Below are 13,643 nucleotides of genomic sequence, written 5' to 3' on the forward strand. Positions count from 1 at the left end.
GGTCGCGTTCCCACGTACTACCTGAGGATGATCTTTTTTAAACCGGCGTCTCAGCTCAACTTCCGGCGAAGTCGTGCGTCATCCACACGGTTCCCTTGGCGTCGCGGATCACGACGATGCCGATGCGGGTGGACGACTTGCTCAGGATGTTCTTGCGGTGGCCGTCGTTCGGCGGCTTCTCGTCGATCATGCCCTGGGTCAGGCCGAGCGCCATCTTGGAGATCGCCTCGACGTTGTCCTTGACCGGGCCGCCCATGCCGACGTTCTCCGCTACCGAGCTCCACTTCACGCCGGCCGCGGTGCTGCGCTCGCCGAGGCCGCTCTCACCGGCGCACTGGTGCGACAGGCCGCAGCCGTTGCTCATCATGGCCCTGGTGTGCCGGTCGGCCGCGGTGACCAGCGCCGGGTCGACCGTCAGCGGTGCCAGGCCGGCCTTCGACCTGGTCTCGTTGATCAGCGCCAGGACGCGTTCCTCCGGCGTGGCGGCGCGGACGGGCTCGGGCGGCGCTGTCGTCGTCGTGGTGGTGGTCGTCGTGGTCGTGGTGGACGGCGGTGCGCTCGACGTCGCGGACGTGGTCTCCGCCGGCGGCGACGAGGACGTGCTGAGGGCCAGTCCCTGCGTGGTGTTCGGCCCGGCCACGGCCGCCGGTGGGTCGGACGGCAGCAGCACCATCGTGCCGACCACACCGACGAGCGCGCACACGGCCGCGGCGCCCGCCACGGCGAGCACGGGCTTGGTGCTGGCGATGCCCGCGAGCTTGCCGAACACGCCGGCCGGTTCGGCGAGGTGCGTGGGCACCGTGCCGAGGTCGGACTCGAACGCGACGGGGTCCGGTGTGACGTCCGTGAGGGTCTCGAGCAGCCGGGGAAGGTAGGCGGCCGGGACCACGAGCAGCGCGGCGCCGGTCAGGACGCGCTCGACGGGCATCGCGTCGTCCACGCCTCGTCCACAGCGCCCGCAGTCGTCGACGTGCCGCAGGAGCCGCTTGCGCCACAACGGGTTGGGCTCGCCGTTCCAGCCCTGCGCCGCCCGGTCGAGCCCGGCGCACCGCGGCTCCACGGACAACGCGCGGACGAGGTGCCTGATCGTCTCCAGGCGGCCCTTCAGCCTGCTCACGCGCACCGTGACGGCGTGCGCGCCGAGGTCGAGCGCGTCGGTGACCTCGGCCCTGGTCAGCTGCCCGACGCGTTCGAGCGTCCACAGCGCCAGCAGTTCGCGGTCGGCCGGGTCCAGCCAGCGCGCGGCCTCGTCGACCTCGCGGCGCTGCTGGGCGAAGTGCAGCCGGGACAACGCGACCTCGACGAACTCGGCGCCCGGATCGGCCCTGTCGTACTCCTCCAGCGGGGCCGGGGCCAGGTCGCGGCGGCGGTAGTGGTCGCGGACCTGGTTGATGGTGACGGCGACCAGCCACGACCGGAACCGGTCCGGCTCCCGCAGCGCGTCGATGCCGCGGATCACGCGGACCATCGTCTCCTGCACCACGTCGTCGACGTCGGAATCGGCGTGCAGCGCCCGACCGGCGACGTTGTAGACCAGGGGCAGGCAACCCGCGACCACGGCGTCGAGCGCCGTCCGATCACCGGCCCGCGCGGCCTGCACCTGCCCCGCGTCCACCTGCCCCAGCCACTCCCGACCCGTCACTTCCGCACCCTTCGCCGACTGTCCTGTACGTCATGGGAGACCGGCGAGTCTCACCTCAGGTCACAGAAACCGGGCCGGATGGTGACCGGGGTCACACGGCGACGACCGCCACCCCGGTCCGGCCGCCGTCGACGTCCAGCACGATGCCGTGCACGAACTCGGCTTCGTCCGAGGCCAGGTACACCGCCGCGGCGGCGATCGCGTCCGGGTGCCCGGACCGTCCGGCGGGCGTGCCGCGCATCATCCCGTCGGCCATGCCGCGGGTCGTGTCGTCCCAGCCCGCCGAGGCGATGACGCCAGGCGAGATGGCGTTGACCCGGATGCCCTGCGGCCCGAACTCCGCCGCCCACGCCCGCGTGAGCGTCTCCATCGCGCCCTTGCTCGTGCTGTAGATCGCCCCGCTGGGGACGCCGAGCCTGGTGATCCACGACCCCAGGTTGAGGACCACGCCGCCGCCGGCGCCGATCATCGCGGGAGCGAGGGCCTGGGTGAGGAAGAAGGGCGCCTTCACGTTGACACCGAAGACCCGGTCGAAGGTCTCCTCGTCCGTCGTCGGGGTGGTGGAGGGCGGGTAGATGCCCGCGTTGTTCACGAGGACGTCGACGTGACCTCCCAGCAGCGCGGAGGCCTCGGCGGCGAGCGCGCGGCTCGCGTCCGGGGAGCCGTCGAGATCGGCGCGGACGAAGTCGGCCTTCCCGCCGTCCGCTCGGATCTGCGCGACCACCTCCGCTCCCCTGGTCTCGTCGCGGCCGGAAACGACGACGTGCGCACCCTCGCGGGCGAAGGCGACCACGATCGAGCGGCCGATGTTGCTGGTGGAACCGGTGACGAGGGCGGTCCTGCCCTCCAGTCGCTGTGTCATGTCCTCGACGCTACGAGCACTTTTTTGGACCGGCAAGTCCAGAAATCTAGCCTCGCAGGTAGTCGATCAACGTGTCGAGCACCGCTTCGAGGTGCCCGACGTGACCGGTCGACATGAGCACCTGGACCCCGCCCTGGATGCCCGCGATGAAGGCGGCGGCGACCCGGTCGGCGTCGACGGACTCCCGGACCAGCCCGGCCGCCTGCATGTCGCCGATCCCCTTGCGCACGTGGGCCTGCCACTGGCCCAGCAGCGTGCTGACCACCTCGTGCGCACCCGGCGTGCTGCCGACCTGCCCCATCAGCGTGCCCAGCGGGCAGTGCCGCCCCTGCGCGCGGTACCGGGCGACCACCGAGTCGCGCCACCGCTCCCAGGCCGCCCACGACGTGAGCGCGCCGAGGTGCGGCTGCTGGTCGTCGAGCACGCGGTCCGCCTCGTGGCGGGCCACGGCGAGGAAGAGCTCCTCCTTGCCGTCCGGGAAGTAGTGGAAGATCTGGCTCTTGCTCGTCCCGGTGATCGCGCGGATGTCGTCCAGCGTCACGCCCGCGGGCTCGTCGCCGCGCAGGTAGGCCGCGGCGCCCTCGATGATGCGCTGCCTGGTCGCGCGCCCCTTCGTCGTCAGTGCCATGACCCGAGCCTAAGTTTTCTGGACCGGCGAGTCCACTGTGGTTGACTGGGGAAATGCTGCCTTGGGAGGGACCGCTCGCCGGTCGGCTGGACCGGCACACCGTCGACTCGGCGCTGCTGCGCGACAACCCGCTCGGTGATCCGCACGAGCGGCCGCTGTGGGTGTACGTGCCGCCGGGCTACGACTCGGGGACCGAGCGCCACCCCACCGTCTACGTGATCCAGGGCTACACCGGGCACGTGGCGATGTGGGCGAACCGGATGCCGTTCCGCCAGCCGTTCATCGAGACGGCCGACGCGGTGTTCGCTCAAGGAGCCCCTGGCTGCATCGTCGTCTACGTCGACGCGTGGACGTCCTACGGAGGGTCGCAGTTCGTCGACTCCCCCGGCACCGGCCGCTACCACTCGTACTTGTGCGACGAGATCGTGCCGTGGGTGGACGAGCACTACCGCACGATCCCGGACCGGGAGTCGCGGGCGATCGCGGGCAAGTCCTCCGGCGGGTTCGGCGCGATGATCACGCCGATGCTGCGGCCCGACCTGTTCGGCGCGTTGGCCACGCACGCGGGTGACGCGCTCTACGAACTCTGCTACCTCGCGGACTTCGGCAAGGCCGCACGGGCGTTGCGCGGCTACGACCACGACGTCCAGAAGTGGTGGACGGACTTCACCAGCCGGACCGCGTTCACGAAGCCCGAGGACACGGACCTGCTCGGGATGTTCGGTGTCGCCGCGTGCTTCTCGGCACGGGAGGACGGGACGCCGGAACTGCCGTTCGACCCGGTCACCGGAGCGCCGGTCCCCCAGGTGTGGCAGCGCTGGCTCGACTGGGACCCGGTGCGGATGGTGGCCGGTCACGCCGAGGCGATCCGCTCGCTCAGGGCCGTGTGGATCGACGCGGGCAAACGGGACGAGTACTTCCTCGACCTGGGCGCGGAGGCGTTCCGCAAAGAGATCGCCGCGGCCGGGATTCCGGACGAGCGCGTGCACTTCGAGCTCTTCGACGCGGGACACGGCGCGATCGATCATCGCTATCCGCTGTCTTTGGCGTGGCTCGCGACTAGGCTCGCTCGATGATCGGCGAAGTGGCTCTGAGAGGCGTTGAAGACGCGGACTTGGACATGTTGTTCGAGTTCATGCGTGATCCCGAATCGGTGCGGATGGCCGCGTTCACCGCGGAGGACCCCGACGACCGTGAGGCGTTCGACGCGCACATGCGCAGGATCCGGGGCAATCCCGAGACCCTGAACCAGGTCATCCTCGGCGACGGCGTGGTCGTGGGCAGCATCGCCAGCTTCGTGATGGAGGGCGACACCGAGATCACCTACTGGGTCGACCGCGCGGTGTGGGGTCAGGGCGTCGCCGGAAGGGCGGTGGCGTTGCTGCTGGAGCAGGTGACGGTCCGGCCGCTGCACGCCCGCGTGGCCAGTGACAACCCTGCGTCGATGCGTGTGCTCACGAGGGCGGGGTTCAAGCCGGTCGGGACCGACGTCGGTTACGCGGCGGCCCGGAAGGCCGAGATCGAGGAGACGATCCTCGTCCTCAGCTGACGAACTTCTCCGTGCCCAGCACGCCGAGCAGCTGCAGCTTGTCGAACGCCTCGGTGCGCGGCGGCGCGGTCAGCACGAGCAGCGCCTGCGACTGGTCCTCGGTGAACAACGCCTGGCAGTCCACCTCGATCTCCCCGAGCTGGGGGTGGATCAGCACCTTGTGGTCCTCGAACCGCTTCGCGACCTCGTGCCGTTCCCACAGTTCGGCGAATTCCGCGCTTTCCTTCTGCAGTGCGCGAACGAGCTCACCGGCCCGTGAGCGCGGGCCCATCGAGGCGTAGGCGGCGCGCAGGTTCGCCACCTGGGTGCGGCCCTGCCGTTCGCGGTCGTGCTCGGGGTAGACGAGGCGCTCGTCCGGGTCGGTGAACCAGCGGTAGATCCCGCTGCGGGCGTACCCGGTGAAGCGCGAGGAGTCGCCGTACAGCGCCTCGGCGAACCGGTTCTGCATCAGCACCTCGCCGAGGTTCGACAGGATCAGCGCGGGCGTGTCGTCGAGCCGGTCCAGCACCCGTTGCAGCGCGGGCACCACGTGGGTGGCGCCCGTCCGGGGTGACGGGGCGTTGCGACCGGCGACGCGGAACAGGTAGTCGCGTTCGTCGTCGGTCAGCCGCAGAGCGCGGGCCAGCGCGGTCAGCATCTGCTCGCTCGGCTGCGGGCCGCGTTGCTGTTCCAGGCGCGTGTAGTAGTCGGTGGACATGGCGGCCAGCGCCGCGACCTCCTCGCGCCGCAGCCCCGGCGCCCGCCTGCGCGCGCCCACCGGCAGGCCGACGTCCTCCGGCCTGAGTTCCTCCCGGCGGCGCCTGAGGAATCCCGCGAGTTCCACCCGATCCATGAACCCCAGTATCCGGGCCCGCGCGCCGTGAACCAGGGATCGCCGATCCCCCGACAAGGGCTCTCTGCCGCACCGGCGGACACCGGCAGAAGCTCAGTGCCATGGACATCACCGGAAACACCGTCTTCATCCCCGGAGCCACCAGCGGCATCGGCCTGGCGCTCGCCCTCGCCCTGCGGGAGCGCGGCAACACCGTGGTCGTCGGCGGCCGGCGCACCGAACTGCTCGACCGGATCGCGGCCGAGCACCCCGGTGTCGAGACCGTCCGGATCGACACCGCCGACGCCGCGAGCGTCCAGGCCGCGGCCAAGGACGTCATCGCCCGCTTCCCGTCGGTCAACGTGCTGATCACCATGGCGGGTGTCATGCGCGTAGAGGACTGGCACCGCCCCGAGTCGTTCCTGGAGTCCGCCGAGGGCACCGTCACGACCAACGTCCTCGGCCCGATCCGCCTGATCGCCGCGTTCGTCGAGCACTTCCAGACGCTGCCGGACGCCACGATCATGACCGTCTCGTCCGGACTCGCCTTCGCGCCGCTGAAGATCACGCCGAGCTACAACGCGTCCAAGGCCGCGATCCACATGCTCAGCGAGACGCTGCGGCTCCAACTCGCCGACACGTCGGTGAAGGTCGTGGAGCTGGAGCCGCCGGCGGTGCGGACGGACCTGCTGCCGGGCCACGCCGAGAACGAGCACGCCATGCCGCTCAGCGAGTACGTCGCCGAGGTCATGAGCATCATCGAGACCCGGCCCGACGCCCGTGAGATCCAGGTCGAGCGCGTGAAGTTCCTGCGCTACGGCGAGGCGCGCGGCGACTACGACCAGGTGGTCGCCGCGATCAACGTCGAGGACCCGCACGGGAAGTGACGTCTCAAGGCATCTGAGACGGAGCTGCTCATCGTCGCCGCGCCGGTAGCGTGGGCCCATGCCACAGATCACCGTCGAGCACTCCGCCGAACTGGGCGAGGCCTTCGACCGCCGCGCCTTCGCCCTCGCGCTGCACCGGACCGTGGGGCCGCTGGTCAGCGCGGAGGTGCCGGCGTTCAAGACGCGGTTCCGCACGATCGAGGAGTCCGTGATCGGCGACGGCTCCCCCGCGGCGATGATCCACATCAGGATGGGGCTGCTGACGGGCCGGTCGGTCGAACTCAAGCAGGAGGTCGGGCAGGTGGTCATCGGGATCGCGCGCGATCACCTCAAGCCGGTGGAAGGGCTTCCGACCCAGGTGACGCTCGAGGTGTACGACATGGACCGCGAGCAGTACCAGAAGTTCGTTCTGTAGCACTAATGCCGCGCCGACCTGCGGAAATGCAACTCTCGCAGGTCAGTGCGGCTCCGTTCGAATTCGTTGAGGGACGTAATGACGGGGCGTTTCAGACCGACCGCAGAACGATGACGAGCACTGGTTCCGCCATCACCTGATCGACGTGCACACGGGCGCGCACCTCGGCACCTTCGACGCGCACACCGAGGACGCATACGGCGTGATTCCGGCCGGCGGCGGTGCGTGGCCGACATGCCTGGCGGACGTCTGCGTGATTGCGATTGCTGGGTGAGCGCCGGTCCGGGACGCGCTCCGTTGGGACGTCGCGAGGGATCCCCGGACCGGCATTCGTACATTCGGAGGCAGCCGCTACGGCGTTACGACCTGCCAGCCGCCTCGGCTCGGACACCGCCGAAGCATTCCGGGCACGATCAACCGGGTCTACATCGGTGCGTGACGCGATCCGGAGCGGTGTTCCACGCCCGCCCGGCCTCGAGCGACGAGGTCGTCACGCACATCCGGCCCCGCTGTGCTGACGAGGTCAGCCGGACAGCGATGCCTTGATCAGTTCGACGTCGCCGGAGGGAAGGGCGACCTGGGCGGACGCGTAGAGCTGGTAGGTGCTGCCGATGTTGCCGATGGTCCGGCTCACGGTGGCGGACCAGGTGACGGTGCGCCGGGTGCAGGACGGGTCGCAGAGGTCGCGGGTCTCGTGGCTGTCGACGCCGTCCGAGACGATGCCGACCCGGACCCACCGCGGCTCCAGCCAGTTGCCGGCGGACGGCGCGACCGTCAGCTTGGCACGCTCCTCGTAGGTGTCCCGGTAGGCGCGTTCATGCCGGTAGACGCAGAGCTTGCCGGCGGCCTCGCTGACGCACTTCTTGGCGATCTGCGTCCAGTCGCTCCAGGAGGCGGAGACGGAGAAGATGGAACTGCTGCCGAAGACCTCACCCCTGGCGGTGTAGGTCCCGGAGGAGGTCTTGACCGGAGTCCACGCCGAGGTCCACTCGGAGGTCTGCGGGGCGCAGCCGCCCGTGCAGATCTGGTTCGTGGCGCCGTCCGAGCTCCAGGTGTGGGTGGTCGGCTTCAACGAGTGACCCGCGGCGGGGGTGACGGTGACCCTGGCGCGGTAACCGTTGGTCGAACCGGTGTCGGTGACGCGCTTCTGCACCTGCGCGCAGACCGAACCGGCGATCGCGCCGCCGCCGGCGATGACGGTCACGCAGTTCTTGTCGAAGGCTTTCCAGGTGGCCGCGGCCTGGGCGGCGGGGGCGCCGGCGGATCCGCCCCCGACGACCGCAGCCGTGACGCCAAAGGCGAGTACAGCCGTTCTGAGCTTCCGCAAAGGACTTGTTCTCCCTGTTCGAGCCGCTGGTCCGGCTGAGCTGAAGTGGCGCCGCACCCCGGACCCGCTCGCCATCCGGCAGCGGTCCGCGGCGGCACGGCCCCAAACTATCAGCGCCGTCCGCCGGATGATGTGGGTCGAACAGCCGGTTGACGGCACGCCGCAGATCGTGTGCTCGGGCGGAGCCAGAGCGGACAACGACATCGCGAGGACGGCGACGAGTCCGTCCCGTCGGGTATCTCGGAGAGCTATGACGACCGGCCTCGCCCACCACCTCGCTTCTACATCCCGCGAATGTTCGTCGTGGCCGTCGGCCCGCGATCGACGCCGGCCACGGTGCTCGAACCGGCGCCCTTGTCCGACTGGCAGCCCACGCCCGTAGCAGTCGCAGCGCCACGCCCACGACGATGCCGCCCGAACGACAGAACCTGACCACGGCAGCGCAGCGAGCGAATGCAGAGTTCTGGCACCGCACACGAACACGGTGGCTACTGAAGAGCAGGCCCGATCCACCGGCGGACCAGAGCCCGCAGGCGGTCATCGGTGAGCGCCGGCGTCGAGGGGTGCTGCAGGAACGACAGGAAGAGCCGCATCAGGATCTCGGCGAGCCCCTGGAGCTCGTCGTCGGTGGCGATCCCGGCGCCGGCCCAGTCCACGGGCACGTCGCGGAGGATGCGCGCGCCGAGCGCGAAGGACTCGGGGGAGGTCACCGCGACGGTGAAGAAGTCGGATTCGCCTGCCTGCAGGAGCAAGCCCAGGTACGGCTCCCGCGGGACCTCCAGGACGCCGAACACCACGGACTCCACGGCCACCTCGGCCGGGCTGCCGAACGAGGCGAGGTGCCGTGCCATCCGCGCGGCGAAGTCCTCGACGCCTGCCAGCGCAACGGCGCTGAGGATGTCCGCGAGGCGTGGGAAGTAGCGGTAGACGGTCTGCCGCGTCACGCCCGCCTCGGAGGCGACCACGGACATGCTGGTCTTGGCGAGCCCGACGCGGTCCACACAGGCCATCGCCGCCTTGACGATCCGGCGGCGTGCCTCGTCCTCGGTGCCGGGTGGGTTGCCCTGCCAGCCGTGGTACCCCATGCGCACCATCATCCCTGAGGGCGCCGGCTCAGACGGTGGAAGGTGCTTTCCGGTGCACGCGCCGCAGCGCCGCGAGCAACAGACCGGCCCCGAGGAAACAGGCGAGCGCGTAGAGCGCGCCTGCGATCGGTGGGCCGTCAGGAAGAGCGCTGATCCAGAACACCGCCATCCCGCCCAGGTAGACGGCTGGGTAGATCCGGACGAAGTCGGACAGCGGTTCACCGGGCCCCGGCGACCTGAGCTGCGACAGGACGATCCAGCCGCCGGCCAGCCACACCAGGGCCAGCTCGACGCCGAGAACCCAGGCCTGGGCGGTGGGGTTGCCGCTGAAGAAGCTCGACGGAATGCCCGCGATCGCCATGGTCGGTGGCGTGAGGACGCCGGCGAGCAGAACGCGCGGCACCAACGACCGCCCGCGGCGCTCGCCGACCAGGCGCACGACCAGGTAAGTCATGGCCCCCAACGAAACGGACGCGAACAGCAGCATGCTCGTCATCGGCACCGCTGCCAGCGCGGGGTGGTTGACGATGTGGTTGTCCGGGTTCCAGGACCACCACTTCAGCTGTGGTCCGATGTGGTCGAACACCTCGTAGAACACCTGGCAGGCGAAGGCGACGGCGACCGACCCGACGAGTGCGCCGCGGCGCCGGAAGATGCCGAGCGACCGCACCAGCTCGTAGGCGAGCTGACTGATCACCGGGTAGAACGCGATGATGTAGAGCGGCAACCTGTCCCACATGAACTGCACGGTGAACTGGTTGTGGGCGAAGATGAAACCGTAGATCTCGTTGAGCCCGAACCACTCCGGGAAGTACAGCGGTGGTTCGATCACCGCGAGGTACACCAGCGACGTCCACCACAGCGCCAGGTTGATCGGGTCGCCGTGGCGGTAGCGGCGCAACGCGTGCACCAGGGCGAAGACGGCGCCGCCGATGATGAGCAGCTCGAGCAGCGGCATCGTCCAGTGCACGAGATCCCACGGAGACCGCAGCGAGACCACGGGTGACACGTCGTGGCAGTCGAAGCCGAGACCGCGGGCGACGGCTTCCGCCTCCGGCCCGCACACGGCGCTCATCGCGCGGCGACCGTTGCCGCGGCACCGTCCGGCGAGTAGTCCGTGGCCGGCGGCTCCGCCTGGGGATCGAACCCGAAGGGAATCCGCTGCCGTCCCAACGCTGTCCGGATCCGGTAGCGCACGAGCGCCGCGAGCACCCTCGGGTTCCGCATCATCTCGCCCAGCGACTCGTCCATGTTGAACACCTTCGCGAAGTGCTCGTCGACCACCTCGTACTCACGCGCCGCACCGACGATGAGACTGAAAGCCGGGCCGGACATGGCCGCGAGAACGCGACGCCACCACTCCGGCACCTTCTCGGTGCCCACCGCGCACTCGTAGCCCTGGTCCCTCGCCATGGCCAGCGACCAGGGCACGGTGAGCGATTTGCGTTGCGCCACGAGGAACTGGGCGTAGAACTCCGCGTCGAGGCGTTGCGCGCGGGACAGGTGCTCGCGCAGCAACAGTGCGGACATCGCCGCAGAACTGATCCCCTGTGCGTAGAAAGGGTTGAAGGCGCAGATCGAGTCGCCGACGAACACCAGACCAGGTGTGCTCAAGCGGTCGTAGCGCCGCCACTTGTTGCCCGTCGACCGGGTCAGGTGCACCTCCGAGGTGGGTGAACACCGGTCCATCGCGGCCGCGAACAACGGCGTCCGCACCCGGCGCGCCGACTCGACGAACGCCTCGGTGGTGCGGGGCATGTCGATGCCCCACGAGCCCATGCAGGCGATGACGCGGTTCCCCTCGACGGGAAAGAAGTTCACCAGGAACTCGTGCTCGGCGGGGTGCTCCCCCTTGTCCGGGGTGGGCATGATCACCAGGTGCTGCCACCACCACGACGCCGGTCGCTCGGCCGGTGACGGCAGCTCGTACCAGCGCGAGGTGTAGGTGACCTTGGCGTCGAGCGTGCGCACCTCGGGCTCGGGCCATCCGGCGGCCACGAGCCAGCCGCTGACCGAGGACCCGCGCCCCATCGCGTCCACCACGAGGTCGGCGTCGAGGTGCTCCTCGCCGGCGGACGTGGACAGGCCGACCCCGGTGACCGCCCCGTCCCGCGTGGTGAGGCCGTGCACCGGGACACCCTCGCGAATGGTCGTGTTGGGCAGAGTTCGAACCGCGTCGCGCAACACGCGTTCGATGAGGATCCGCGACCCGTAGATCATCGTCATCGCCCCGCGCTTGCGCGCCGACCAGCCCTCCCCGTCGAGGTAGGCGGCGTCCAGAGACGGCATCAGGTGCAACCCGCCCGCGGCGATGAGCTCGTCCTCGAATCCGGGGAACAGCGCTCCGATCGCGCGCCGTCCCGAGTTCAGCAGGAAGTGCGGGTGCTTGCTCTGCGGCACGCCACGCCGGTGCTCCGCCGCGGCCGGGAGCTCGTCCCGTTCCAGCACCACCACCTGGTCGAAGTAGGGGGCGAGCGCCCCGGCGGCGCACAGACCAGCGGTGCTGCCCCCCAGTACGACGGCGGTTCTGCCCAGCGTCACGCGGACCACCCCTCGTCATTCATACAATCAGGACTCGAATGTATGAATGACGAGGGGTGGCGTCAATCCGGCTTACGGGCTACGCCGTGCCCGCGACCTTGATCCTGCCCTCGATGATCTGGGCCCTCTTCCACTCGAGGACGCCCTGCGGGCGATCGGGCAGGCACTCGCGACACTGCCCGCCACGACGGCAGCCGCATCGTGCTGACCGTCCTGCACGCACAGGGCACCGGGATCGATCTGCGGCAGATCAGCGGCACGGGCCAGTGGCAGCGCCGCGACCACCGCGCCGCGATGCCACCTGCCGACGACTTGCAGCCGAGCTCCTTGCACATCAAGAGGTTCGCGACCGAGTCCCTCGGTCTGGGAATGCTTTCCGCGACGGCCGAAAGGCCGTCACCGCTGGGACAGCCGGCGGTGGCTCCGCAACTTCGACGCGCTCCTCCGGTGAGGCCGTCGACCACGTCCCACGCGACGGTGAGCACGTCCTGCGGTGACTCGAAGAGACGCCGTTGCCATGGGCGTTCAACCGTTCGGTTGAACGCGGCGTCCATCTCCAGCGCGTTCTTCTCTCCGTCCGGATGACGCGGAAATCCTCTCGGTCACACGAGGATGGCAGTCGCCTGACCGTGTACGTCCCCCGCAGAGAGGCTTCCTCACCTTGTCAAGCTCCCTCAGCAGACGACGTGTCCTTGCCGCCGGGGCTGGCGCGGCCTTGGGCTTCAGCGCTTTCGGCGCCGCGGCTTCGCCCGACGGGGCACCCCGGCGGGCCGGAGGAGGCCAGGACGCTCGACGAGCTCTACCAGGCCGCGCTCAGGGAAGGTGGCAAGCTCGTCATCCACGCCGGCGGCGACACACCGACCCAGCAGGACGGCACCAAGGCTGCCTTCAAGGCCCGTTTCCCGGACATCGCCCTGACGTTGATCATGGACTGCAGCAAGTATTGTTCGTCATCTGAGATCCGCCGCGCCGGCGCAGTACTGCCAGAACGCGGCCACGTCCTCCGGCTTCTCCGCGGTGCCTGGCAGCAGGTGCGCCGGACGTTCACGGCGGTCGTGCCAGAAACGTCCGGCGCGGGGAGCGGGTTTCGTGGCGGCGAGCCAGACGACCGTGTCCGCGCCTTCCTCGGCGGTGCGCAGGAACGCGCCGGTCAGCCGGTGGAAACCCGGCAGCGAGCCGGCGACGCCCGGTGTGTCGGCCCAGCCGGGGTGCATGCCGTGCACGGCGATGCCATCGGCCGCGTAGCGCTTCGTCAGCAGCGGGACGAGCGTGACCTGCATGCGTTTCGTGCGGGCGTAGGCGGTCGCGCCCTTGTAGGTGCCCTCACGGTATTCGGGGTCGTCGGCGCGGAGGCGTTGGGTGTACATGCCGCCGGAGGAGACGAGCACGACCCGTGGGTCCGCGGAGGCCGCGAGCAGCGGGCGCAGCAGCTCGGTCATCAGCAGTGGGCCCAGCACGTGTGTGGCGAACGTCAGCTCGTGCCCCTCGGCGGTGACCGCGCGTTCCTGCGGCAGCACCCCGGCGTTGTGCACCAGCACGTCCACGCGGTCGATCTCCGCGGCGAACCGGCGCACGGACTCCAGGCTCGACACGTCGCAGTGCCGTACCAGGACGCTGGCGCCGGGGGCCGCGGCGACGATCTCGGCACGGGCCGTCTCGCCCTTGCGTTCGTCGCGCACCGCCAGCACCACGTCCGCGCCGAGACGGGCCAGGCCGAGTGCCGCCGCCTTGCCGATGCCCGAACCGGCTCCGGTCACGACGGCCCTGGCGCCGTGCAGCGCGCCGGGTTCCAGGTCGGACCAGCTCCTCCTGCGGAGCCGGTAGCCCCACTTCGAGTAGCCGGGGACCACGAGCCGGTCGGCCACGGTGTCGAGCACGCTGATCAGTTCGCTCACC

13 protein-coding genes are annotated in these 13,643 nt (G+C 70.0%); 4 read left to right on the forward strand and 9 right to left on the reverse strand.

The window, feature by feature from the left end; genetic code table 11:
* Positions 1-55 precede the first annotated feature (55 nt).
* From DFR72_RS12910 to DFR72_RS12920, 3 genes are all read right to left on the reverse strand, one after another.
* The gene (locus tag DFR72_RS12910; protein ID WP_090062379.1) at positions 56-1,642 is read right to left on the reverse strand and encodes a sigma-70 family RNA polymerase sigma factor; all 1,587 of its coding nucleotides are present in this window, start codon (positions 1,640-1,642) and stop codon (positions 56-58) included.
* A 91-nt stretch (positions 1,643-1,733) separates the two neighbouring features.
* Entirely contained in the window at positions 1,734-2,504 is a 771-nt protein-coding gene (locus DFR72_RS12915; RefSeq protein ID WP_090062377.1) for an SDR family NAD(P)-dependent oxidoreductase, read from the reverse strand.
* 46 nt (positions 2,505-2,550) lie between these two features.
* Positions 2,551-3,132 (reverse strand): TetR/AcrR family transcriptional regulator, encoded by a 582-nt coding sequence (locus tag DFR72_RS12920; protein WP_090062376.1) that lies wholly within the window; start codon positions 3,130-3,132, stop codon positions 2,551-2,553.
* Between the two features lie 53 nt (positions 3,133-3,185).
* Here DFR72_RS12920 and DFR72_RS12925 point away from each other — a divergent pair, with 53 nt between their 5' ends.
* Both DFR72_RS12925 and DFR72_RS12930 read left to right on the forward strand, forming a co-directional pair.
* Entirely contained in the window at positions 3,186-4,208 is a 1,023-nt protein-coding gene (locus DFR72_RS12925) for an alpha/beta hydrolase-fold protein (protein ID WP_090062375.1), read from the forward strand.
* On the forward strand, positions 4,205-4,681 hold the full coding sequence (locus DFR72_RS12930) for a GNAT family N-acetyltransferase (protein ID WP_245982861.1): 477 nt from the start codon (positions 4,205-4,207) through the stop codon (positions 4,679-4,681). Before DFR72_RS12925 ends, DFR72_RS12930 begins: the two co-directional genes overlap by 4 nt.
* Here DFR72_RS12930 and DFR72_RS12935 read toward each other — a convergent pair.
* On the reverse strand, positions 4,674-5,513 hold the full coding sequence (locus DFR72_RS12935) for a helix-turn-helix transcriptional regulator (RefSeq protein WP_090062373.1): 840 nt from the start codon (positions 5,511-5,513) through the stop codon (positions 4,674-4,676). The genes DFR72_RS12930 and DFR72_RS12935 overlap by 8 nt on opposite strands.
* A 101-nt stretch (positions 5,514-5,614) precedes the next feature.
* Between DFR72_RS12935 and DFR72_RS12940 the strand changes: the two genes are divergently transcribed.
* Positions 5,615-6,379 carry an SDR family oxidoreductase gene (locus tag DFR72_RS12940; protein ID WP_090062372.1) on the forward strand — a complete coding sequence of 255 codons (765 nt, stop codon included), beginning with the start codon at positions 5,615-5,617 and terminating at the stop codon, positions 6,377-6,379.
* Positions 6,380-6,437: 58 nt separating this feature from the next.
* Positions 6,438-6,794: a 5-carboxymethyl-2-hydroxymuconate Delta-isomerase gene (locus DFR72_RS12945; protein ID WP_090062370.1), complete on the forward strand. Its 357-nt coding sequence runs from the start codon at positions 6,438-6,440 to the stop codon at positions 6,792-6,794.
* 523 nt (positions 6,795-7,317) lie between these two features.
* On the opposite strand, the gene DFR72_RS12950 is transcribed toward DFR72_RS12945, so the two are convergent.
* The 5 genes from DFR72_RS12950 to DFR72_RS12980 all read right to left on the reverse strand — a co-directional run bounded on the left by DFR72_RS12950 (position 7,318) and on the right by DFR72_RS12980 (position 13,642).
* Positions 7,318-8,121 (reverse strand): hypothetical protein, encoded by an 804-nt coding sequence (locus DFR72_RS12950; protein ID WP_143086554.1) that lies wholly within the window; start codon positions 8,119-8,121, stop codon positions 7,318-7,320.
* Positions 8,122-8,609: 488 nt separating this feature from the next.
* A complete protein-coding gene (locus tag DFR72_RS12955) occupies positions 8,610-9,206 on the reverse strand; it encodes a TetR/AcrR family transcriptional regulator (RefSeq protein WP_090063530.1) in 597 nt (198 codons plus the stop codon).
* Positions 9,207-9,234: 28 nt separating this feature from the next.
* Positions 9,235-10,281, reverse strand: a complete 1,047-nt coding sequence (locus tag DFR72_RS12960; RefSeq protein WP_090062367.1) for a hypothetical protein — start codon at positions 10,279-10,281, stop codon at positions 9,235-9,237.
* On the reverse strand, positions 10,278-11,747 hold the full coding sequence (locus DFR72_RS12965) for an FAD-dependent oxidoreductase (protein WP_090063529.1): 1,470 nt from the start codon (positions 11,745-11,747) through the stop codon (positions 10,278-10,280). Before DFR72_RS12965 ends, DFR72_RS12960 begins: the two co-directional genes overlap by 4 nt.
* A gap of 950 nt (positions 11,748-12,697) precedes the next feature.
* Positions 12,698-13,642: an SDR family NAD(P)-dependent oxidoreductase gene (locus DFR72_RS12980; RefSeq protein WP_245982863.1), complete on the reverse strand. Its 945-nt coding sequence runs from the start codon at positions 13,640-13,642 to the stop codon at positions 12,698-12,700.
* Position 13,643: the final 1 nt, after the last annotated feature.

Source organism: Lentzea flaviverrucosa (assembly GCF_003350445.1).
Classification (GTDB): Bacteria; Actinomycetota; Actinomycetes; order Mycobacteriales; family Pseudonocardiaceae; genus Lentzea; species Lentzea californiensis.

Coding starts and splice junctions, on each gene's coding strand:
- DFR72_RS12945 (WP_090062370.1), top strand. CDS start 6,438: ATGCCACAGATCACCGTCGAGCACTCCGCCGAACTGGGCGAGGCCTTC.
- DFR72_RS12915 (WP_090062377.1), bottom strand. CDS start 2,504: ATGACACAGCGACTGGAGGGCAGGACCGCCCTCGTCACCGGTTCCACC.
- DFR72_RS12955 (WP_090063530.1), bottom strand. CDS start 9,206: ATGGGGTACCACGGCTGGCAGGGCAACCCACCCGGCACCGAGGACGAG.
- DFR72_RS12930 (WP_245982861.1), top strand. CDS start 4,205: ATGATCGGCGAAGTGGCTCTGAGAGGCGTTGAAGACGCGGACTTGGAC.
- DFR72_RS12920 (WP_090062376.1), bottom strand. CDS start 3,132: ATGGCACTGACGACGAAGGGGCGCGCGACCAGGCAGCGCATCATCGAG.
- DFR72_RS12960 (WP_090062367.1), bottom strand. CDS start 10,281: ATGAGCGCCGTGTGCGGGCCGGAGGCGGAAGCCGTCGCCCGCGGTCTC.
- DFR72_RS12935 (WP_090062373.1), bottom strand. CDS start 5,513: ATGGATCGGGTGGAACTCGCGGGATTCCTCAGGCGCCGCCGGGAGGAA.
- DFR72_RS12925 (WP_090062375.1), top strand. CDS start 3,186: ATGCTGCCTTGGGAGGGACCGCTCGCCGGTCGGCTGGACCGGCACACC.
- DFR72_RS12940 (WP_090062372.1), top strand. CDS start 5,615: ATGGACATCACCGGAAACACCGTCTTCATCCCCGGAGCCACCAGCGGC.